Source organism: Saccharopolyspora sp. NPDC047091, assembly GCF_040643635.1.
In the GTDB taxonomy this organism is placed as follows: Bacteria; Actinomycetota; Actinomycetes; order Mycobacteriales; family Pseudonocardiaceae; genus Saccharopolyspora_C.
The window spans coordinates 1-19,941 of record NZ_JBEYUS010000030.1; the positions used below are offsets into that span (position 1 = coordinate 1).

The following is a 19,941-nucleotide window of genomic DNA, read 5'->3' on the forward strand; positions in this document are numbered from 1 at the left end:
GTCGAAGCGCGCCTGGGACGCGATTCCCCAGGTGGTGGGAAAACCGCCAGGATTTCCCAAGTCGTGTCGCTTGCCGCGGTGCACCACCACGTGCACCGGGTGTGCCGGTTGCTCGGGTGGTCGCTGCTCAGCGGCTTCGCCGCTGACGGGAAGGACCCGGATTCGCTGTTGTGGGTCGCGGGTCGGTGGTGGGGTGCCGGTGTGTTGCTGCGCCGGTGTTGCTGCGTCGGGTGAACGGTCCGTTCGTCCGGTGCCGTCGGGTGTTCGGTCTCGCTGCGACTGGTACTAGTGCCACTCGAACGAGTGAGTTGCTTGTTAAGGTCCTCTGCGGTCGGCGCCGGTGGACGGAGCCAACGGCTCCGGGAGGGCGGCATGGGCTCGGCACGGCGGATCTGGCGCGCGGTGCTGGCCGGCACGGCGGTGCTGGCCGTGACCGCGGGCTGCGCCGTCTCCGCCGGTTCCGGCAGCGGCACCCTGATCGGCGCGGCCGCCGCCGACCTCGGCGCGGCGCGCGTCGTCCCCGGTCAGGTGTACGCGACGCGCGCGTCCGGGCCGCTGGCGCTGGATCTGTTCCTGCCCGAAGGATCCGGGCCGCACCCGCTGGTGGTGTACGCGCACGGCGGCGGCTGGGACGCGGGCGACCGGGCGCTCGACGGGCACCTGGCCGTCGGCGGCGCCGCCGAATCGCTCGCGGCCGAACGGATGCTCAGCCGCGGTTTCGCGGTGGCCACAGTGGACTACCGGCTCAGCGATCTCGGCCCCGCACCCGCGCAGGTCGAGGACGTCGCGGACGCGGTCCGCTGGTTGCAGTCGCACGCGGGCGCGTGGAGCTTGGACGCCGACCGCGTGGTCCTGTGGGGCGCCTCCGCGGGCGGGCTGCTGGTCTCGCAGCTCGGCGCGGTCACCGACGACCCCGGCGAACCCGGTGGCGGGCTCACCGGCATCCGCGCGGTGATCGACTGGTTCGGGCCCACGGACCTGAGTGCCGAAGCGGAACTGGCCACCCCGCAGCTGTCGGACTACTCGCGCCGGACGGTGCGCAAGTACCTCGGCTGCATGCCGAGCGAATGCCCGCAACACGCGGCCGCGGCCAGCCCCGTCCGCAACCTCTCCGGCGCCGAACCGCCGTTCCTCATCCAGCACGGCACCAAGGACTCGCTGGTGCCGATCGCGCAGAGCCTCAACTTCGCGGCCGAACTGCGCGAACTCGGCGTGGACGTGTCGCTGCACCCGTACGACGACTTCGACCACGGCTTCACCCCGGGCCCGAGCGTGCCGATGATCGTGGACGCGATCGACGAGTTCCTCGCCACCCACGTCTGATCGGGCCTCAGTTCTCGGCCGGGTCGCTGCCCACCAGCCCCTCCTCCTCGCGGCGCACGGTGCCGATCGACGCGGCACCGCCCGCACCCTCCGCCAGCGGCTGCACCGCGCCGCGGAACGACTCCAGCGCGTCCAGCTCGCGGCGGCGGGCGGAGACGAAGCGCTGCAGGTGCGTGCTGGACAGGTTCACCGCCTCCACCGCGCCGGACGCGGCCCGCTGCGCGCGCACCGCCTGCGACCGCACCTGCTCGATGTCCTCGGCGATGGTGCGCTCGGTCGCCGCGAACAGCGCCGCCGAGGCCAGCACCGCGAAACCCGTGGGGCCACACAGGAAGACCCGCTTGTCCAGCAGCCAGGACAGCAGGCTCGGGTCGGTGTCCAGCGCGGTCACCACCGCCGCGTCGGACGGCACGAACATGATCGTTCCGTAGATCGCGTCCGCCCAGCGCTGGTAGCCCTTCCCGGACAGCTCCGCCGCCCGCGAGCGGATGTTGCGCACGTGCACCCGCAGCGCATCGCCGCGTTCCTGCGGGTCGTCGGTCTCCATCGCCTCCGCCCACACCGCGAGGCTCGCCTTCGCGTCCACCGGCACCTGCCTGCCGCCGCCGACGGCGAGCACCAGGTCCGGCCGCGCCGCGCCGCCCCCAGCCAGGTCGGTCTGCACGCTGAAGTGCACGCCTTCCCGCAGCCCCAGCGACTTCGCCGTCTCGACCAGCACCTGCTCGCCCAGCTCCCCGCGGCCGGTGATGGACGCGAACGCCACCTCGTACCGGCGCAGCGCCGCCTGCTGCTCCACGGTGCGGGCGCGTTCGGCCTCCACCATCCGCAGCGCCTCGTCGGCGCGGTGCGCGGAATCCGTGTAGAGCCGCCAGATCAGCACCAGCGCGGCCGCGAACAGCAGCACCAGCACGATCACGACGGCGATCAGCACGCCCATGGCGATCTCCTCTCGGCCGGGAACGGGGCTGATCATTCCGCATCCGGCCGGTGATCCGGTTCCGATCGGGTCGAGCACCACCTGATCGGCCCGAACCGGCGCGTTTTCCCTGGCAGGAACGCATGTCAGACTCGCCGTCCGCGTGTCGGCGCAACGGTCCGCCGGTCCGCCGGGAGACCCGCCGCGAGTCCGGCGCGGTGTCGATCACCTGCGAAGACGATGTCGCGGGCCGCGTCCCGACGGCCTCGACGCAGCGCGATCGGAGTCGGAGGCGTTCGGTAACTTGACCGCCATGCGGGTGCTGCACACCTCCGACTGGCACGTGGGACGGACGTTCCACGGCCGCGACCTGCTCGCCGAGCAGGAAGCGGTCCTCACCGGGCTCGCCGACCTGGTCACCGCCGAAGACGTCGACGTGGTCGTCGTCGCCGGCGACCTCTACGACCGCGCCGTGCCCTCCGGCGAGGCCGTGGAGACCTGCGTGCGCGTGTTCGGCGCACTCCGCGCGGCCGGGGCGCGACTCGTCGTCACCCCTGGCAACCACGACTCCGCCGCCCGCGTCGGCGCCTTCGGCGAGTTCGCCGCCGCCGGTGGACTGCACCTGCGCACCCGCATCTCCCGGCTGCACGAACCCGTGCTGCTCGACGACGAGCACGGGCCCGTCGCCTTCTACGGAATCCCCTACCTGGAACCGGATCCGGCGCGCCAGGTCCTCGACTCGTCGCCCGACGTGCCCGGCGCGGCACCGGTCCGGGGCCGCGGGCACGAACCGGTGCTCGCCGAAGCGATGAACCGCGTCCGCGCCGACCTCGCGGGCCGGCCCGCCGGAACCCGGTCCGTGGTGCTCGCGCACGCCTTCGTCGTCGGCGGCGACGCCAGCGAATCCGAACGGCCCATCGCCGTCGGCGGCGTCGACACCGTGCCCGGCGCGGTCTTCGACGGCGTCGACTACGTCGCGCTCGGCCACCTGCACGGGCCGCAGACCCTCGCCGAGCACCTGCGCTACTCCGGCAGCCCGCTCGCCTACTCGTTCTCCGAGGCGCGGCAGCGGAAGTCCGCGTGGCTCGTCGACCTCGACGCCGACGGGCTCCACGAGGTGCGCCGCCACGAACTGCCCGTGCCGCGCGCGCTCGCGACCGTCCGCGGCCGGCTCGAAGCGCTGCTCGCCGAACCCGAGTACGCCGAGTACGAGGACTGCTTCCTGTCCGCGACGCTCACCGACGACGTGCGGCCGGTGGACGGGATGCGCGCCCTGCAGGAGCGGTTCCCGCACGCGGTGCACCTCGAATGGCAGCCGGAGAACGGGCGCGCCACCGCGGAACTGCGCTACTCCGAAGCGGTGCGCGGGCGGGACGACATCGCCATCGCCGACGGGTTCGTCGCCGACTGCCGCGGCACCGAACCCACCGGCGGCGAACGCGCGCTGCTCGCCGAAGCGCTGCACGCCGTGCAGGTCGCGGAGGTGCGGGAATGAGGCTGCACCAGCTCACGATCACCGCGTTCGGCCCCTACCGGGACCGGGTCGACGTCGACTTCGACGCGCTCGGCACCGACGGGCTGTTCCTGCTGCACGGCGACACCGGCGCGGGCAAGACCAGCCTGCTCGACGCCATCTGCTTCGCCCTCTACGGCGCGGTCCCCGGCGCCCGCGAACAGGTCAAGCAGCTGCGCTGCGACACCGCCGCCGACGACGTGGTCACCTCCGTCGAACTGGAGCTGACCGTGCAGGGCCACCGGCTGCGCATCGTGCGCAGTCCCAAGTACGACCAGCGCAAGAAGCGCGGCGAAGGCACCACGACCCGCAACGCCAAGGCCTCGCTGACCTGGATCGACGACGCCCCCGGCGACGCGCCCTCCGAAGGTTCCAGTCGCATCGACGAGGTCAACCGCAGCGTGCAGCGGCTGCTCGGGATGAGCGTCGACCAGTTCACGAAGGTCGTGCTGCTGCCGCAGGGCGAGTTCGCGAACTTCCTGCGCGCCGAGACCACCGAACGCGAGAAGCTGCTGGAGAAGCTGTTCGGCACCCAGCGGTTCGCCGACGTCGAGCAGTGGTTCGTCGACCACCGCCGGGAACGCGGCCGCGAAGTCGACGCCCACCAGCAGCAGGTCCGCGAACTGCTCGCCCGCACCGCCCAGGTCATCGGGCAGGACCCCGAGGACGGCGCCGACGAGCGGCACTGGCTGGAGAGCTGGGAGAAGCACCTCGCCGCCGAACTCGACGAGGCCCGGCGGCAGCACGCCGAACTCGGCACCCGGCGCGACGCCGCGGAACGGGAGCTCACCGCCCGCCGCCAACTCGCCGACAAGGTGCACCGAGTCCGCAGCGCCCACGCCGAACTCGCCGAACTCGACGCGCGGCGCGCCGAGCACGAGCGGTGGCGCGCCGAACTCGACGCCGCCCAGCGGGTCCTGCCGGTGCTCACCGCGCGCCGCGCCGTCACCGAAGCCGAGACCGAACTCGACCGGGCCGCCCGCGAAGCGGCGCACGCCGAAACCGGCTGCCCCGCCCCGGACGCGCCGCTCGACGACCTGCGCAGGCGCTCCGGTGCACACCGGGAACGCGCGGGCGCGCTCGCCGAACTGCTCCCCGAAGCCCGCAAGCAGGACACCGACCGCGCCCGGCTCGCCGAACTCGACCGCGGCATCGACGCCGACGAACGCGCCATCGCCGAGCTGGACGAGCAGCAGGCCGCGCTGCCCGACCGGATCAGCGCCGCCCGCACCCGGCTCGACGAGGCGAAAGAAGCGGGCAGCCGCCGCGAGCAGGCCGAGGCGAAGGTCGACGAGCTGACCGAGCTGCTCCGCACCGCCCGCGCCGTGCCCGCCGCGCAGCAGGCCCACGACCAGGCCGCCGAAGCCGCCCGCCGCGCCGTGGACGAGCACCAGCGCGCCCGGGAGACCGTGCTCGACCTGCGCGACCGCCGGCTCGCCGGGATGGCCGCCGAACTCGCCGCCGGGCTCACCGCGGGCGACCCGTGCCCGGTGTGCGGTTCCGCCGACCACCCCGAACCGCGCTCGGCCGTCGACGACTCGGTCGGAGCCGAGGACGAGGAACGCGCCCAGCAGGCCGAACAACGCGCCCAAGCCCGCCGGGACGACACCGCCGCGGCCGAGACCGAGGCGCGCAGGCACCTCGAACTGCTGCGGGACCGCGTCGGCGACCGCGGCACCGATGACCTCGCCGCCGAGACCGCCACCGCCACCGAACACCGCGACGCGGTGCGCGATCTCGCCGACCGAACCCCGGCGCGCACCCGGGAACTCGCCGAACTCGACTCCGCCGCGCAACGGCTCACCGAGCAGCGCGGCGAACTCGACCGGCGCATCGCCGCCGCGCGCACCGAACGCACCGGTCTCGCCGACGCGATCGACGCCCGCGCCGCCCGGCTCGACGCGGCCCGCGGCGAGCACGCCGACATCGACGCGCACCGCGCGCACCTGCTCGACCAGGTCGGGCGGCTCGATCGCCTCGTCGCCGCCCGCACCGCCCGCGACGACGCCGACGCCCGGCTCGCCAAGCAGCGCGCATCGCTGCGGACCGCGGCCGTCGACGCGGGCTTCACCGACGTCGAGGAAGCGCTGCGCGCGGAACGGGACGAAGCCCGGCGCGGCGAGCTCACCGATTCCCTCACCCGCGCCGAACAGCGGCGCGCCACCGCGCAGGCCGCGCTCGGCGGTGAGGAGCTCTTCGGCATCGACGCCGACACCGAGGTCGGGCTGGACACCGCCGCCGAAGCCGCCACCACCGCCCGCGAAGCCGCCGAACGCGCCGCCGTGACCGCGCAACGCGCCGAACAGCGCGAACGCGACGTGCGGCAGCTCGCGACCCGGCTGCGCGCGGCCTGGGACGAACTCGGCCCGGCGCTCGCCGAGCACGCCGAACTCGAAGCGCTCGCCGACGTCGTCAACGGGCGCGGCCAGAACGCGCGCAAGATGTCGCTGCGCTCCTACGTGCTCGCCGCCCGGCTGGAAGAGGTCGCGGTCACCGCCACCCGGCGGCTGCGGCGGATGAGCGACGGCCGCTACTCGTTCGTGCACTCCGACGCCGCGGGCGCGCGCGGCACCCGCGGCGGGCTCGGGCTCGACGTGCTCGACGACTACTCCGGGCAGACCCGGTCCGCGAAGACGCTCTCCGGCGGCGAATCGTTCATGGCCTCCCTGTCGCTGGCCCTCGGCCTCGCCGACGTGGTGGCCGCCGAGACCGGCGGGGCGCTGCTGGACACGCTGTTCATCGACGAGGGCTTCGGCACGCTCGACGCGAACACGCTCGACCTCGTGATGGACACCCTCGACGAGCTGCGCGCCGGTGGCCGGGTGATCGGCCTCGTCTCGCACGTGGACGAGATGCGCCAGCGCATCGGGGTGCGGCTGCGGATCCGGAAGTCGCGGGACAACGGCTCCACCATCGAACTCGACACCTGACCACCGGCTTCCGATCTTGCGTTGCCGCGGCGAAGCCGCTGACGTGCCGGCCCCTTGATCGACCGGGCCGCCTGCGGGTTCTCAGCGGTCTTCTCGCGAGGACGGCGTGGTCCGCTGGGCCACCGGTGGACTCGATCCCGCAGTGAGACGACCGCCGAGGTCGCGCCACCCCTCGCCTCGCGACGAGAGCGGGTCGTCGCGGCCGGATGACAGGTGGGGGATTGCTCCTTAATGTCGGAGTCATGGCTCACTCCACGATCATGCGTTCCCGCGGCAGGCTCGTCGGCGGTGCGGCGGGCGCGATCCTCGCGCTCACCGTCACCGCGGGCTGCGACGACCCGGCTCCGCCGCCGCAACAGCAGCAGGAGCAGCAGGAGCAGCAGGACGGGGAACAGCAGGACGGGGAACAGCAGGACGGCGACCGGCAGGACGGGGATCAGCAGGACGGGGATCAGCCGGGTCCGGATGAACAGGACCGGGACCAGCCGGACGACCACGGGGACGGGGACCAGCAGAACGGGGACCAGCACGAAGACCGCGAGGACGACCAGGGCGACGGCGAGCAGGACGACGACTGACGCGGTCACCCCGATCGGCTGGACGCCCGATCCGGGCGCGCCGCGGACCGGGCTCGCACCCGAACTGGTCTTGCGTCCGAACCGGGCACCCGGACCGGTCTTGCGTCCGGACCGGGCTTGCACCCGAGCTGGTCTTTGGTCCGGACCGGTCTCGCACTCGAACCGGGCTCGCTCCCGAACCGGGCTCGCTCCCGAACCGGGCTCGCACCCGAACCGGGTGCGCGCGGTTCGGGTGCGGGCCACCTGCGCCGATCGCCGCCCGCACCACTTAGACTCACGGCCCGTGAGCCTCACCCTCGGAATCGTCGGGCTGCCCAACGTCGGCAAGTCCACCTTGTTCAACGCCCTCACCAGCAACGACGCGCTCGCGGCGAACTACCCGTTCGCGACGATCGAGCCGAACGTGGGTGTGGTGCCGTTGCCCGACCCCCGACTGGCCGAGCTCGCCGAGCTGTACGGCTCCGAGAAGCTGGTGCCCGCCACCGTGTCCTTCGTCGACATCGCGGGCATCGTGAAGGGCGCCTCCGAAGGCCAGGGCCTCGGCAACAAGTTCCTCGCGAACATCCGCGAAGCCGACGCGATCTGCCAGGTCATCCGCGTGTTCGACGACCCGGACGTGGTGCACGTCGACGGCAACGTCGACCCGTCCAGCGACATCGAGACGATCAACACCGAGCTGATCCTCGCCGACCTGCAGACCCTGGACAAGGCGCTGCCGCGGTTGGAGAAGGAAGCCCGCACGCACAAGGACAAGCGCCCCGCGCTGGACGCGGCCAACGAAGCGAAGCGGGTCCTCGACGAGGGCACCACCCTGTTCGCCGCGAAGATGGCCGACATCCCGGAGCTGCGCGAGCTGAACCTGCTCACCACCAAGCCGTTCCTGTACGTGTTCAACGCCGACGAAGGCGTGCTCTCCGACGAGGCCCGCAAGCAGGAGCTGCGCGACCTGGTCGCTCCCGGCGACGCCGTCTTCCTCGACGCCAAGGTCGAATCCGAGCTGATCGAGCTCGACGAGGAATCGGCCCGCGAACTGCTGGAATCGGTCGGTCAGCCGGAGCCGGGCCTGCACGCCCTGGCCCGCGCGGGGTTCCACACCCTCGGCCTGCAGACCTACCTGACGGCGGGCCCGAAGGAAGCGCGCGCCTGGACCATCCCGCAGGGCGCGACCGCCCCGCAGGCCGCCGGCGTGATCCACACCGACTTCGAGCGCGGCTTCATCAAGGCCGAGATCGTGTCCTTCGCCGACCTGGTCGAAGCGGGTTCGATGAACACCGCGCGCTCCGGCGGCAAGGTCCGCATGGAGGGCAAGGACTACGTCATGGCCGACGGCGACGTCGTCGAGTTCCGCTTCAACGTGTGAGGCCGCTAGCGACGAGCCTGGCCGGGGTCGGCCTCGCCACCGCGGGGACGGCTCCGGCTGCGCAGCGCGTCGCGGTTCGGAGCGCCGGGGCAGGTCGATCCGGGCCATTGCCGGCCGTGAGCTCCTGCCTCCGGAGTCTCAGCTCCCGCGATCCGATTTCGTCCGCAGTTTCTCCAACCCTCCGACCAGGACGGAGACGGCGAGTTCGGTCGCGACGTCGCAGTCGTCGCGCCAGTTGTCGACGGAGACCGCATAGGCGGGAAGCGCGTCGCGGATGGCGTCCGACATCGTCGGCGCGGGCAGTCTCTGAGCGAGTCCGAAGGCCTGGAACTCGATCATCCCGATGATCGGGAGCAGCTGGTCGAAGGGGAAGCCTCCGCGTATGAGGGCGGCGAAAACCGGCTCGTAAGCGGCGATGGAGCGCTCATCGGCGAACTTGGTGTCGAAGATCAGCGGGAGGATTCGGCGGTGCTTGATGTAGAGACCCGCGAGTCCGCGCAGCAGCGTGCTGACGGCTTCGCGCCAGTCGTGCGCATCGGGGGTCCCCATCTGTTCGAGCATCCGCCGGCGGGCGAGGTCGATGACGTCGCCCCGCCCGCCGACATGGCCGTAGAGCGAGGACGGGGCGACGCCGAGGCTCTTCGCCAGCTGGACCATCTGGATGTCCCCGGTGGTGTCGACGAGCGCGAGCGCGCCGTCGGCGATGATCTCTGCCGACAGCAGCGGCACCTTCGGTCTGGCCATCCTCGTTCGTTCCTTCGTCGATCGGCTCGCGCGTCAGCGTAGGCCGAAGCCGCGCCGCTGGAGCGTCGGGCGCAGGTTCTCGCGTCCGTCCATGTAGTCGAAACCGGTACCGATCACGACGGCCTCGGCCCAGGTCTTGTCCCGCAGGCCGTTCTCCTCCCTGAACACCGTGGTGGCGGCCTCGTAGTCGCGCACCCATTCCTCGTGGGCGGTGTGCTCGTACTTCTCGTGGTGGAGGACGACGCTCTGCGCGGGTCGCGGACGCACGGCGCTGGGACGGGTCTCGTCCGGAATGCCGATGGCCGTGCCGAAGACGACGTAGGCGTACGGCGGAAGGCCGACGAGTTCGGCGAGCTCCTCGGCGTGGTTGCGCAGCGAGCCGAGGTAGACCCCGCCCAGCCCCAGGGACTCCGCGGCGACCATCCCGTTCTGGGCGGCCAGGGCCGCGTCGACGGAGGCCATGAGGAAGGCGTCCAGGTAGTCGGTGACGACGGGGTCGCCGCCGCTGGCGGAGCTGATCTCGCGGTTGCGCGACATGTCGGCGACCCAGAGGAGCACGGTCGGGGCGTCGGCGACGAAGTCGTAGCCGCCGCCGTCCGTGCGGGCGCTGCGGGTGAGCCTCGCCAGCTCGCGCTTGGTCTCGGGCTCTGAGATCGCGACGACGCTCCACTGGTGCAGGTTCGAGGAGGTGGACGCCGACTGGGCGGCGGCGACGATCGTCTCGAGCGCCCCCTCCGGGACCGGCTCATCGGTGAAGGCCCGCACCGAGCGGTGGGCGAGGAGGGCTTCGACCTGCTGATTCCACAAGATCGTGGCGGGAGTGGGCTGCTCCCCGTAGCGGGCGCGCAGGAGTGCATCGTGCTTCGGCATGCTCACGGTCCTTCTTTCCGAATCGGATTCGGTTACGTCAACTCGCTGCGCACCCGTGGCATTCCCGGCTCCGCGGCCCGGGAGGCAGGACCTCGCGCACACGACGGGCGCGTGCTCGTCCGGCGCACGGGCCGGGTACGCGTTGGCGACAACACGCTCGCTGCACGGCTAAGGTCCACGGACGTCGCGGGGCCGGATCGACTCGCTCGCTCCGCTGCGAACCGAACGACGAGACCGCATCGGATGCGCACGGCTGGGGAGGACATCGCTGACGTGTGGGTCGTCCTGGCACCGCACCGAGCACGCTGGATCACCGGGCAGGTTCGGCACGTGCTCCGCGGCCTGAGCACCTGGTTCTCCGCATCGGAATCCGGGCGAACTCCGCTGCACCGCGCAGGTCGTCGTGGCTGAGCCGACGATCCGCGACTCGACGGGGCCCGAGGAGTACTCGGACCTCGTGCGGATCTGGCGCAGCGCCGTCGACGCCACCCACGCGTTCCTCGATCCGCGGCACCGCGCCGAGATCGAGGAACTCCTGCCCGCGGAACACTTCCCGCAGGTTCGGATCAGCGTCGCCGAGCTCGGGCACGTGCCGGTCGGGTTCGCGGGCACGTCCGGCGGCAGCCTGGAGATGCTGTTCGTCGACGCGGCGCACCGCGGGCGAGGAGTCGGCCGCGCCCTCCTCGCGCACGCGGTGGCCGAGCTCGGGGTGATGTCCGTGGACGTCAACGAGCAGAACGCGCAGGCCGTCGGGTTCTACCTCCGGCACAGGTTCGCGATCACCGGGCGCAGCGAGCTCGACGACGAAGGTCGGCCGTACCCGCTGCTGCGGATGTCCCGCGACGGCCGAGCGGCGCCCTGACCGGTGGCGGCCCGGTCCGGCTCGCGCGGGTCAGGGCAGCCGGGACGGGGTGGGCGGTGCGGTGGTCCACGCGGCGAGCAGCTGGAGCCGTTCGGCCGTCGCCGAAGCAGGCTCCGCGATGTAGGCGGACAGGACGATCGACGGTGCCGAGTCGATCGTGAGCTGCTCGAATCCCAGGTCGAGGTGGCCCACTTCGCGGTGGTCGATCGCCTTGCTGCCGTCGCGGAGCCGCCCGACGTCGTGTCCCGCCCAGCGGGTGCGGAAGTCCTCGCTGCGGGTGGAGAGCTCCCCGATGAGCCCGGTCAGCTGCTTGTCGTGCGGCGTGGCCCCGGCTTGGACGCGCAGCATCCGCACGCAGGCGCTCGCGGCGTCGTCCAGGTCGGTGTAGAAGTCTTCGGCCGCCGGGTCGAGGAAGACGAACGCCGCCATGTTCGGCGGGGTGGCCGCGGAGCTCCTCGTCGGGCTGTCGTAGACGACGGAGAACAGGGCTCGGCCGAGGGCGTTCGCCGCCACGACGTCCAGGCACCTGTTGTGGGCGAGCACCGGGGTCTGGGGCATGGCGTCCATGAGCAGCCGCACCCGTTGCGGAACCGTCCGGGCCGGTTTGGTCCGCTTGCGGGCGAGTGCGGGGCGCCGCGCGGTCCGCGCGAGGTCGTAGAGGTACCCGGTCTCGTCGGAGGTGAACCGCAGGGCTCGGGCGATGGAATCCAGGACGTCGTCGGACACGCCGGTCAGGTCGCCCTTCTCGATCCGGGTGTAGTAGTCGACCGACACCCCGGAGAGCATCGCGACCTCCTCGCGGCGCAGGCCGGGCACGCGCCGGATGCCGGGGAGCGAGGGCAGTCCCGCCACGTCCGGTGTGATCTTCGCGCGTCGGGTGGCCAGGAAGTCCCGCACGTTCTCGTCCTTCGACGCCATGCCCCGAGGCTAGGTGCGCCCGCCGCCCCGATCCAGGCTCTGGTGGAACCCCGGAAGCCCTGGTCGAGGGGGTTCCGGCCGAACCTGCCGCACCCGCCGAACGGCTCCCACAGTGGAGGGCGTCCGGTGCAGCCGGGTCCGCCGGGAGCCGGCCGGACGCGCTGCACGGCGTTTCACCGGAGGAGGATCGTGAGCGAGAACATCGAGATCGAGACCCGCAACGGCTACGGCACCACGTTGGCCGCGGTCATCAACTTCCCACCCGAGTTCGACGAGGCCGAGGAGTACCCGGCGATCGTCGTCTCCCACCCGGGCGGTGGTGTGAAGGAGCAGACCGCGGGCACCTATGCGAGAGAGCTCGCTGAGAACGGGTTCGTGACCGTCGCCTACGACGCATCGTTCCAAGGCGCGAGCACCGGCAGCCCCCGGCAGTTGGAGAACCCGCACGTCCGCACCGAAGACGTCAGCGCCGTGGTCGACCACCTGACCACCCTGCCGTACGTGGACGAGGAGCGGATCGGCGCGATGGGCGTCTGTGCCGGAGCCGGGTACACCGCGAACGCGGCGATCAACGACCCGCGCATCAAGGCCGTGGGCACCGTGAGCATGGTCAACGTCGGCCAGATGTTCCGCAACGGCTGGGACGGCTCGGTCGCCGCCGCCGATGCGGCACCGGCGCTGGACCAGGCCGCCCGAGCGCGGACCACCGACGCCACCGGGCGGGGCGAGGACAACCGGTTCCCGCTCGCGCCGATGAACAGGGAGGACGCGCCGAACCCCGAGCTGGAAGAGGCGTGGGAGTACTACCACACGCCCCGCTGCGAACACCCCGCCGCGCCGGGCTGGATGACGGCGCGCAGCCTCAGCCAGATCGTCACCTACGACGCCTTCCACGAGGCCGAGGTCTTCCTCACCCAGCCGCTGCTGCTCATCGCGGGCAGCGATGCCGGTTCGAAGTGGATGAGCGACGACTTGCACGAGCGGGCGGCGAGCGCGGACAAGTCGCTCCACGTCGTGGCGGGGGCGAACCACATGTCGCTCTACGACGGCGAGAAGGAGGTCGCCGAAGCGGTCGCCCAGCTGGTTCCGTTCTTCTTCGGCACGATCTGACGCATCGACTCGGGGCGCGGCGCCGGGGTGCGCGTGTCGCGCACCGCGCGGAGCCGCCACCGGACCCGGTGCGGGCACGAGCCGACGCGTGCACCCCGGCGCATCGATCACGGAAGTCGGCACGCGGAACCGGACATCGCGGCCGCAGGGCCGCCGAACACGAGTGCGGAGACGTGGGCCGACTGGAGACGAACCGGGCTGTATCAACGCGGAGATCTGTTCCACCGTCGGAGCGACCCTGCCCGACGGCACCACCCCGAAGACCGTGGACATCTGGTCGGTGCCCGTGGGCGGTCGGATCTTCATCCGCTCCTTCAACGGCACCCGGGGCAAGTGGTACGGGCCCGCGCTGGAGACCGGGCGGGGACGCATCTCCGCCGGAGGAGTGCGGAGGAGCGTGCGTTTCGCCGCTGTTCCCGCTGATGACGAGGAGACCAACCGGGCGGTGGACGCCGCGTTCCTCGACGAGTACTCCGACAGCCCGTATTCGGTGACGATGTCGACCGAGCCCGTGCGCCGGAACACCCTCGAGGTCGTCCCCGTGGACTGAGCTCACGGGCAGGGGCGGTCTCCCGGGATGCGCCCCCTGCCCGCTCGCCGAGGGCGCGGGCCGGTCGGGTCGGGGAGGTCAGGCCCGGGTGCTGCGCAGCGCCTTGGTGCGGGTGATCGGTTCGCCCGACTCTCCGGTGCGCCGGCCGGAGGTGAACTCCGCGTACTCCGGGCCGTCCACGGCGTACAGGGCCAGGCGGCCGCGGGCGTCGGCGTGGATGCCCCAGCCGTAGCGCTTGCCCAGCGGCGAGGAACGCAGGCAGGCCCTGCTCCGCGCGAAGAACTCCCGGCGGGCGTCCGCCCGCTCCTCGTCCGGGATGGCGGCCCGGTCCGCGAAGACGGTGAAGATGACGTCGCCGGACGTGAACTCGTACGGGTGCTCGGTGATCAGCCGGTAGGTGCGCGCGGCGACCGACGGCGCCTCGGCGTTCAGCGGGGGCACCGTCGCGGTGGTGACCGGGCAGTCCTCGGCCACCTCGATGAACGTGTTCGTGCGATCGACCCGTTCCATGGCCGGAACGGTACGCCGGGGGACCGACGTCGGATGGGGAAGCGGCCGCTCCTCGAATCCGGTCCTCCTCGCCTCGGACCGCGATCGGCTGACCCCCGATCGATGACGAACACCGGGCGAACGCGATTCTCCGACCCGCCGCCCCCTCCGCTCGGGCACGTCCGGGTGAAAGGCGGGCGGGGCCGGTAGCGCAGCGCGGCCCGCCGCGAACCGTCGGCGACGCACCCCGGAGCAACGGAGTCGCACGCCGTGACCAGGCGATTTACGTTGTGCGCATGCAGCACATCACCCTGATCTGCGGAGACTGCAACGGCAAGGGGTGCAGCAACTGCGGCGGCACCGGAACGATCACCATCGTCGAGGACTAGGGCCGCGCCGAGCGCCCGCGAACCCCGCCCCGAGCAGGCCGTGCGCGACGGGGAACGCTGCTAGCGTGCCGAAATGGCCGCCAACGGGACCGTTCTGGTCATCGGATCCGGGGTGATCGGGCTCAGCACCGCCGTGGTCCTCGCCGAATCCGGCGTGCCGGTGCGCGTCCGCACCGACGAACCACCCGCCGACACCACCTCCGCCGTCGCCGGCGCGATCTGGGGTCCGGCACTGCTGCAACCCGCCGCTCGGGTGCGCAAGTGGGTCGCCGACACCTACCACCGGCTGGTCGAGCTCGCGGCCGACCCGGACAGCGGGGTGCACCTCGCCACCGGGCGGATGGCCGCGCGCGTCGACCTCGGCGACCAGCTGCCGCCCGAAGCGCTGCTGCTGCCCGACCTGCGCCCCTGCACCGCCGACGAGCTGCCCACCGGATTCCGCAGCGGTTACCGGGCGACGCTCCCGTTGATCGACATGCCGCGCTACCTCGACCACCTCACCGGCAGGCTCCTCGCCGCGGGCGGCGAACTGCTGATCAGCCCGGTGTCCTCGCTGGCCGACGCCGCGGGCGAAGCCGACCGCATCGTCAACTGCACCGGCGTCGGCGCGCACGAACTCGTCGGCGACCCCGGGGTGCGCCCGGTGCGCGGACAGCACGTCATCGTGCGCAACCCCGGCATCACCGAGTACTTCGTGGAAGTCGGCGCAGGCCCCGAGTTCACCTCGTACGTGCCGCACGGCGACCACGTCGTGCTCGGCGGCGTCGCGCGCGAGCAGGACTGGTCCCGCACGCCCGACCGCGAGGACGGCGCCGCCGTGCTGCGCCGCTGCGCGGACGTCGAACCGCTGCTCGCCGGGGCCGAAGTGCTCGGCGCCACCGTCGGACTCCGCCCCGGCCGCGACGCCGTCCGCCTCGAAGTGGAGCGGTTCGGCGGCGCCACCGTCGTGCACGACTACGGGCACTCCGGCTGCGGCGTCTCGCTGTCCTGGGGCTGCGCCGCCGAAGCCGCCGAACTCGTCCTCCACCCGACGCGCTGACCGGGCGGGGCGGCAGCAGCGGAGCCGGCTCCCCGCGCAACGGCAGCCCGCGGCCCAGGTCGGCGCGGCTCAGGCCAGTGCGTCGACCACCCCGTCGATCTCCTCGGCCAGCGTGAAGTCCTTCGCGGTCAGACCACCCGCCGAATGCGTCGAGAGGGCGAACACGACGGTGCGCCACCGGATGTCCAGATCCGGGTGGTGGTTCTCGCTCTCCGCGATCTCCGCGACCCGGTTCACGGCCTGGATGGCCTGCGGGAAGCTCGCGAACTCCACGCTCCGCACGATCGTGGTGCCGTCCTGGGCCCACTCCGGCAGGCGGGACAGCGACTCGGCGACCTGGGTGTCGTTCAGCAGTTCGGTCATGCCCACATGGTGGTCGTCGGACGGCCGGAACGCGACCGTCGACCCCCGGCCCGGTGGTGGCACGTAGACTGCCGTCGCCACGGGAGTCCAGCGCGCTGGGCTGAGAGGAGGGGCGAATCCCCTCGACCGTCCGCACCTGAACCGGATCATGCCGGCGCAGGGAGGTGTCGCGATCAGCTCGAGTTCGCACGCGTGGCCGAGACCGGTGTGCTACTCGGGAGGACCGTTGAACCCCTTACTGCGCTGGGCCGCGGCACTCGCCGCAGCCGCGCTCACCACCGGATGTTCGCTCATCGGGAGCTCCGGCGAGGACACCGCGGCGCGCACCGTCACCCTCGTCGCGCACGACTCGTTCGTCGCCGACCCCGCGCTGCTCGCCGACTTCGAGAAGCGCAGCGGCATCCACCTGGAAGTCCGCAACAGCGGCGACGCCGGAGAGCTGACCAACAAGCTGGCGCTGTCCCAGGCCGCCCCGCTCGGCGACGTCGCCTACGGCGTCGACTCCACCTTCGCCTCCCGCGCGCTGCGCTCCGACGTGTTCGCCCCCTACCGGCCCGCCGCGGCCGACCGCGGACCCCAGCGCTACGCCCAGGGTGGGCAGGACCGGCTCACCGCCATCGACGTCGCCGACGTGTGCATCAACATCGACCCCGCCTGGTTCGCCGCGCACCGGCTGCCGGAACCGGCGACGCTGCAGGACCTCACCGACCCGCGGTACCGGAACCTCACCTCGATGCCGGACCCGACGACGTCCTCCCCGGGGCTGGCGTTCCTGCTCGGCACCATCGACGCCTTCGGCGAACCCGGCTGGCAGGACTACTGGCGTGCCCTCGACGCCAACGGCGTGCGGCTCTCCTCCGGCTGGGAAGAGGCCTACAACCAGGACTTCTCCGGATCCACCGGGCAGGGACCGCGGCCCATCGTGCTGTCCTACGCGTCCTCGCCCGCCGCCGAGGTCGACGACAGCGGAGCGCCGCGCACCAAGGCGCTGCTCGACACCTGCTACCGGCAGGTCGAATACGCGGGCGTGCTCACCGGCGCCGCGGACCCGCAGGCGGCGCGAGAAGTCGTGGACTTCCTGCTCTCGCCCGAATTCCAAGGCCAGGTCGCCGACCAGATGTACGTGTACCCCGCGCTCGACGGGGTCGCGCTGCCGAAGGGGTGGACGGCGAGTGCACCGCTGCCGCCGCGGCCCAGGGAACTGCCCGCCGACGAAGTGGAGAACAACCGGGACCGGTGGGTCGAGCAGTGGCGGACGCTGGTCCGGGGATGACCGGCGAACTCCGGCGCCGGGTGCCGGTGGCGCTGGCCGCGGTGCTCGTCCTCGGCTTCCTCGGGGTGTTCTTCGCCTGGCCGGTCGCGGCGATCATCGGGCTCGGCGTGCGCGGCGACGTCGGAGCGGTGCTGGCCGAGCCGTCCACCTGGCGCCTCGTCGGCTTCACCCTCGGCCAGGCCGCCGCGTCCACCGCCGTCGCGCTGCTCTGCGGACTGCCGCTCGCGTACGTGCTCGCCCGGCTCGTCGTGCCCGGCAAGGGACTGCTGCGGGTCGCGGTGACCGTGCCGTTCGTGCTGCCGACGATCGTCGTGGGCATGGCGTTCCGGGCGCTGTTCGGCGCCGACGGGGGAGTGCTGCCGATCGTGCTGGCCAACGCGTTCTTCAACGTCGCCGTTGTCGCGCGCACCGTCAGCGGGCTGTGGAGCCACGTGGACCGGCGGATGGAGGACGCCGCGCGCTCGCTCGGCGCCGGACGACTGCGCACCTTCAGCTCGGTGACGCTGCCCGCGCTGCTGCCCGCGATCGGGTCGGCGGCGGCCGTCGTGTTCCTGTTCAGCGCCACCAGCTTCGGAGTGGTGCTGGTGCTCGGCGGGGGACGGCTGCGCACCTTGGAGACCGAGATCTACCTGCGCACCGTGCAACTGCTGGACCTGCCCGGCGCCGCGGCGCTCTCCCTGCTCCAGCTGGTCGCCGTCGTCGCCGCGCTGCTCGTGGCCACCCTCGCGCGCCGCCGCCGGGAGACCGCGCTGCGGCTGCGCGCGCCCGCGACCACCGCCCGGCCGCCGCAGGGCGCGGAGTGGTGGATCGTCGGGCTAGCCGGTGCCGTGCTGTGCGCGCTGCTCGCGCCGATCGCCACGCTGCTGGTGCGGTCGGTGTCCACCCGGGACGGGTGGGGGCTCGCGGGATACCGCGCGCTGCTGGGCAGCGGGCAGCCCGGAACCTTGGAGGTCACCGGGCTCGAAGCCGCGCTGAACTCGGTGCGCACCGCGGTGGACGCCACCTGGATGGCACTGCTGCTCGGACTGCTCGCCTCGTTCGTGCTCGTCGCCGTGCGGCGGCGGTTCGTCGCCGAGAGCCTCGACCTCGCGCTGATGCTGCCGCTGGGGGTGTCCGCGGTGACCGTCGGCTTCGGCTACCTGATCACGCTCGGCTCGCTGCCCGGGGACCTCCGCACCTCACCGCTGCTGGTGCCGTTCGCGCAGGCGCTGGTGGTGACGCCGCTGGTGATCCGCACCGTGCTGCCGGTGCTGCGGGCCATCGACGACCGGCTGCGGCAGGCCGCGGCGACGCTGGGTGCCGGACCGTGGCGGGTACGCCGCGAGATCGACTTCCCGCTCGCGGTGCGCTCGGTGCTGGCCGCCGCCGGTTTCGGATTCGTCGTCGCGCTCGGGGAATTCGGCGCTACCAGCTTCCTGGCCCGGCCCGATGCGCCGACGCTGCCGGTGGCCATCGCCCGGCTGCTCGGCAGGCCGGGCGAACTCAACTCGCAACTCGCCTACGCCGCCTGCGCGCTGCTGATGATCGTCACCGTGCTGGGCGTGGTGCTCATCGAACGGCTGCGGGTGGGCACCGACGCCGTGGAGGACTTCTGATGGGGCTGGAAGTGCAAGGGCTCACCGTCCGCTTCGGCGACACCACGGCGGTGCGCGACGTGCGGCTCTCGGTGCTGGACGGCGAGGTGCTGGCGCTGCTCGGCCCGTCCGGCTGCGGGAAGTCCACGCTGCTGCGGGCCGTCGCCGGGCTCGAGCGCCCCACGGCGGGCTCCGTGCGCTGGAACGGGCGCGACCTCGCCGCCGTGCCGGTGCACCAACGCCGGTTCGGGCTGGTCTTCCAGGACGGGCAGCTGTTCCCGCACCGGAACGTGGCGGGCAACGTGGCGTTCGGCCCGCGGATGCGCGGCGTCGGCGGCGCGGCCCGGGCGGCGCGCGTCGCCGAGCTGCTCGAACTCGTCGGGCTGGCCGGGTACGAGGACCGGCGGGTCACCGACCTGTCCGGGGGCGAGGCGCAGCGGGTCGCGCTGGCTCGGGCGCTGGCCGCCGATCCGGAGCTCCTGCTGCTGGACGAACCGCTCTCCGCGCTGGACCGGATGCTGCGCGAGCGGCTCGCGGTGGACCTGGCCGCACTGCTCGGCCGCGGCGAGTCGACCGCGCTGGTCGTCACGCACGACCACGACGAGGCGTTCACCCTCGCCGACCGGGTCGCCGTCATGGCCCGCGGCACGATCTTGCAGGCCGACACTCCCGACCTGCTGTGGCGCCATCCCGCGGACGAGGAGGTGGCCGCGTTCCTCGGCTGCACCACCTTCCTGCCCGCGGAGGTCCGCGACGGCGTGGCGACCTGCGCGCTCGGCGCCGTCGACGTGACCGCGAAGGACGGGGCGGCACGGCTCGGACTGCGAGCCGCCGGAGTGCGCGCCCGGCGCATCCGGCCCGGCGATCCCGCACCGGCAGGACCGCTCGGCGCGGTGCGCGAGCGGGTGCACCGGCACGACCACGTCCGGCTCGCCGTCACCGTGCCGGAGCTCGGGCAGGTGGAGGCCGTCGCGCACATCGCCGACGCTCCCGCGGTCGGCGACGAGGTCCGGCTGCGCCTCGACCCGGACGGGGTCGCGCTCGTCGGCGGTGACTGACCTCGCCTGCTTCGTCCGCCGCGTTCGCGAGCCGTCCGGCTCCGGTGCGGTGGTTCCAGGGCCGCGGAAGCCACCGCACCGG

Annotated in this window: 18 protein-coding genes and 1 riboswitch; of the genes, 12 read left to right on the forward strand and 6 right to left on the reverse strand. The window is 72.8% G+C overall.

Going from position 1 to position 19,941, the window contains the following annotated elements:
* The first annotated feature begins 372 nt into the window (after window positions 1–372).
* Window positions 373–1,323 carry an alpha/beta hydrolase gene (locus tag ABZ805_RS15230; protein ID WP_358439856.1) on the forward strand — a complete coding sequence of 317 codons (951 nt, stop codon included), beginning with the start codon at window positions 373–375 and terminating at the stop codon, window positions 1,321–1,323.
* A 7-nt stretch (window positions 1,324–1,330) separates the two neighbouring features.
* Here ABZ805_RS15230 and ABZ805_RS15235 read toward each other — a convergent pair whose 3' ends face one another.
* Window positions 1,331–2,260, reverse strand: a complete 930-nt coding sequence (locus ABZ805_RS15235; RefSeq protein ID WP_358439858.1) for a DNA recombination protein RmuC — start codon at window positions 2,258–2,260, stop codon at window positions 1,331–1,333.
* A gap of 292 nt (window positions 2,261–2,552) precedes the next feature.
* Between ABZ805_RS15235 and ABZ805_RS15240 the strand changes: the two genes are divergently transcribed.
* The 4 genes from ABZ805_RS15240 (at window position 2,553) to ychF (ending at window position 8,620) form a co-directional block, all read left to right on the forward strand.
* Window positions 2,553–3,734 carry an exonuclease SbcCD subunit D C-terminal domain-containing protein gene (locus ABZ805_RS15240; protein ID WP_358439861.1) on the forward strand — a complete coding sequence of 394 codons (1,182 nt, stop codon included), beginning with the start codon at window positions 2,553–2,555 and terminating at the stop codon, window positions 3,732–3,734.
* Entirely contained in the window at window positions 3,731–6,682 is a 2,952-nt protein-coding gene (locus ABZ805_RS15245) for an SMC family ATPase (RefSeq protein ID WP_358439864.1), read from the forward strand. The genes ABZ805_RS15240 and ABZ805_RS15245 overlap by 4 nt, the downstream gene beginning before the upstream one ends.
* A 242-nt stretch (window positions 6,683–6,924) precedes the next feature.
* Window positions 6,925–7,260, forward strand: a complete 336-nt coding sequence (locus ABZ805_RS15250) for a hypothetical protein (RefSeq protein ID WP_358439866.1) — start codon at window positions 6,925–6,927, stop codon at window positions 7,258–7,260.
* Between the two features lie 283 nt (window positions 7,261–7,543).
* On the forward strand, window positions 7,544–8,620 hold the full coding sequence (gene ychF, locus ABZ805_RS15255; RefSeq protein ID WP_358439869.1) for a redox-regulated ATPase YchF: 1,077 nt from the start codon (window positions 7,544–7,546) through the stop codon (window positions 8,618–8,620).
* A gap of 138 nt (window positions 8,621–8,758) precedes the next feature.
* Here ychF and ABZ805_RS15260 read toward each other — a convergent pair whose 3' ends face one another.
* Together ABZ805_RS15260 and ABZ805_RS15265 are read right to left on the reverse strand one after the other, a co-directional pair.
* The gene (locus tag ABZ805_RS15260) at window positions 8,759–9,364 is read right to left on the reverse strand and encodes a TetR/AcrR family transcriptional regulator C-terminal domain-containing protein (RefSeq protein WP_358439872.1); all 606 of its coding nucleotides are present in this window, start codon (window positions 9,362–9,364) and stop codon (window positions 8,759–8,761) included.
* Window positions 9,365–9,397: 33 nt separating this feature from the next.
* Window positions 9,398–10,234, reverse strand: a complete 837-nt coding sequence (locus ABZ805_RS15265) for an NADPH-dependent oxidoreductase (protein ID WP_358439875.1) — start codon at window positions 10,232–10,234, stop codon at window positions 9,398–9,400.
* 403 nt (window positions 10,235–10,637) lie between these two features.
* On the opposite strand from ABZ805_RS15265, the gene ABZ805_RS15270 reads away from it, so the two are divergent.
* Window positions 10,638–11,096, forward strand: coding sequence for an acetyltransferase (locus tag ABZ805_RS15270; protein ID WP_358439878.1), 459 nt, complete (start codon window positions 10,638–10,640; stop codon window positions 11,094–11,096).
* Window positions 11,097–11,126: 30 nt separating this feature from the next.
* Here the strand turns inward: ABZ805_RS15270 and ABZ805_RS15275 are convergent, their stop codons facing one another.
* Window positions 11,127–12,014 (reverse strand): helix-turn-helix transcriptional regulator, encoded by an 888-nt coding sequence (locus ABZ805_RS15275; RefSeq protein WP_358439880.1) that lies wholly within the window; start codon window positions 12,012–12,014, stop codon window positions 11,127–11,129.
* Between the two features lie 189 nt (window positions 12,015–12,203).
* Here ABZ805_RS15275 and ABZ805_RS15280 point away from each other — a divergent pair, with 189 nt between their 5' ends.
* Window positions 12,204–13,124 carry an alpha/beta hydrolase gene (locus tag ABZ805_RS15280; RefSeq protein ID WP_358439882.1) on the forward strand — a complete coding sequence of 307 codons (921 nt, stop codon included), beginning with the start codon at window positions 12,204–12,206 and terminating at the stop codon, window positions 13,122–13,124.
* 163 nt (window positions 13,125–13,287) lie between these two features.
* Entirely contained in the window at window positions 13,288–13,674 is a 387-nt protein-coding gene (locus tag ABZ805_RS15285) for a DUF2255 family protein (RefSeq protein WP_358439884.1), read from the forward strand.
* Between the two features lie 78 nt (window positions 13,675–13,752).
* Here ABZ805_RS15285 and ABZ805_RS15290 read toward each other — a convergent pair whose 3' ends face one another.
* A complete protein-coding gene (locus ABZ805_RS15290; protein WP_358439887.1) occupies window positions 13,753–14,184 on the reverse strand; it encodes a DUF6157 family protein in 432 nt (143 codons plus the stop codon).
* Window positions 14,185–14,625: 441 nt separating this feature from the next.
* On the opposite strand from ABZ805_RS15290, the gene ABZ805_RS15295 reads away from it, so the two are divergent.
* On the forward strand, window positions 14,626–15,591 hold the full coding sequence (locus tag ABZ805_RS15295; protein ID WP_358439889.1) for an FAD-dependent oxidoreductase: 966 nt from the start codon (window positions 14,626–14,628) through the stop codon (window positions 15,589–15,591).
* Between the two features lie 69 nt (window positions 15,592–15,660).
* Here the strand turns inward: ABZ805_RS15295 and ABZ805_RS15300 are convergent, their stop codons facing one another.
* Window positions 15,661–15,954, reverse strand: coding sequence for a 4a-hydroxytetrahydrobiopterin dehydratase (locus ABZ805_RS15300; RefSeq protein WP_258343104.1), 294 nt, complete (start codon window positions 15,952–15,954; stop codon window positions 15,661–15,663).
* 69 nt (window positions 15,955–16,023) lie between these two features.
* Window positions 16,024–16,134, forward strand: a riboswitch (TPP riboswitch).
* 46 nt (window positions 16,135–16,180) lie between these two features.
* Here ABZ805_RS15300 and ABZ805_RS15305 point away from each other — a divergent pair.
* From ABZ805_RS15305 to ABZ805_RS15315, 3 genes are read left to right on the forward strand one after another with little or no spacing between them, the layout of a single operon-like run.
* On the forward strand, window positions 16,181–17,227 hold the full coding sequence (locus ABZ805_RS15305; RefSeq protein WP_358439892.1) for a thiamine ABC transporter substrate-binding protein: 1,047 nt from the start codon (window positions 16,181–16,183) through the stop codon (window positions 17,225–17,227).
* Window positions 17,224–18,822: an iron ABC transporter permease gene (locus ABZ805_RS15310; RefSeq protein ID WP_358439895.1), complete on the forward strand. Its 1,599-nt coding sequence runs from the start codon at window positions 17,224–17,226 to the stop codon at window positions 18,820–18,822. The genes ABZ805_RS15305 and ABZ805_RS15310 overlap by 4 nt, the downstream gene beginning before the upstream one ends.
* Complete coding sequence (locus ABZ805_RS15315) at window positions 18,822–19,859, forward strand: ABC transporter ATP-binding protein (RefSeq protein WP_358439898.1); 1,038 nt, start codon at window positions 18,822–18,824, stop codon at window positions 19,857–19,859. Before ABZ805_RS15310 ends, ABZ805_RS15315 begins: the two co-directional genes overlap by 1 nt.
* The last annotated feature ends 82 nt before the right edge of the window (window positions 19,860–19,941 follow it).

Excerpts from the sequence above, each read along its gene's own strand:
- ABZ805_RS15245 (WP_358439864.1), top strand. The coding sequence starts at position 3,731 with ATGAGGCTGCACCAGCTCACGATCACCGCGTTCGGCCCCTACCGGGAC.
- ABZ805_RS15310 (WP_358439895.1), top strand. The coding sequence starts at position 17,224 with ATGACCGGCGAACTCCGGCGCCGGGTGCCGGTGGCGCTGGCCGCGGTG.
- ABZ805_RS15235 (WP_358439858.1), bottom strand. The coding sequence starts at position 2,260 with ATGGGCGTGCTGATCGCCGTCGTGATCGTGCTGGTGCTGCTGTTCGCG.
- ABZ805_RS15315 (WP_358439898.1), top strand. The coding sequence starts at position 18,822 with ATGGGGCTGGAAGTGCAAGGGCTCACCGTCCGCTTCGGCGACACCACG.
- ABZ805_RS15290 (WP_358439887.1), bottom strand. The coding sequence starts at position 14,184 with ATGGAACGGGTCGATCGCACGAACACGTTCATCGAGGTGGCCGAGGAC.
- ABZ805_RS15295 (WP_358439889.1), top strand. The coding sequence starts at position 14,626 with ATGGCCGCCAACGGGACCGTTCTGGTCATCGGATCCGGGGTGATCGGG.
- ABZ805_RS15230 (WP_358439856.1), top strand. The coding sequence starts at position 373 with ATGGGCTCGGCACGGCGGATCTGGCGCGCGGTGCTGGCCGGCACGGCG.
- ABZ805_RS15250 (WP_358439866.1), top strand. The coding sequence starts at position 6,925 with ATGGCTCACTCCACGATCATGCGTTCCCGCGGCAGGCTCGTCGGCGGT.
- ABZ805_RS15240 (WP_358439861.1), top strand. The coding sequence starts at position 2,553 with ATGCGGGTGCTGCACACCTCCGACTGGCACGTGGGACGGACGTTCCAC.
- ABZ805_RS15300 (WP_258343104.1), bottom strand. The coding sequence starts at position 15,954 with ATGACCGAACTGCTGAACGACACCCAGGTCGCCGAGTCGCTGTCCCGC.
- ABZ805_RS15260 (WP_358439872.1), bottom strand. The coding sequence starts at position 9,364 with ATGGCCAGACCGAAGGTGCCGCTGCTGTCGGCAGAGATCATCGCCGAC.
- ABZ805_RS15265 (WP_358439875.1), bottom strand. The coding sequence starts at position 10,234 with ATGCCGAAGCACGATGCACTCCTGCGCGCCCGCTACGGGGAGCAGCCC.
- ABZ805_RS15275 (WP_358439880.1), bottom strand. The coding sequence starts at position 12,014 with ATGGCGTCGAAGGACGAGAACGTGCGGGACTTCCTGGCCACCCGACGC.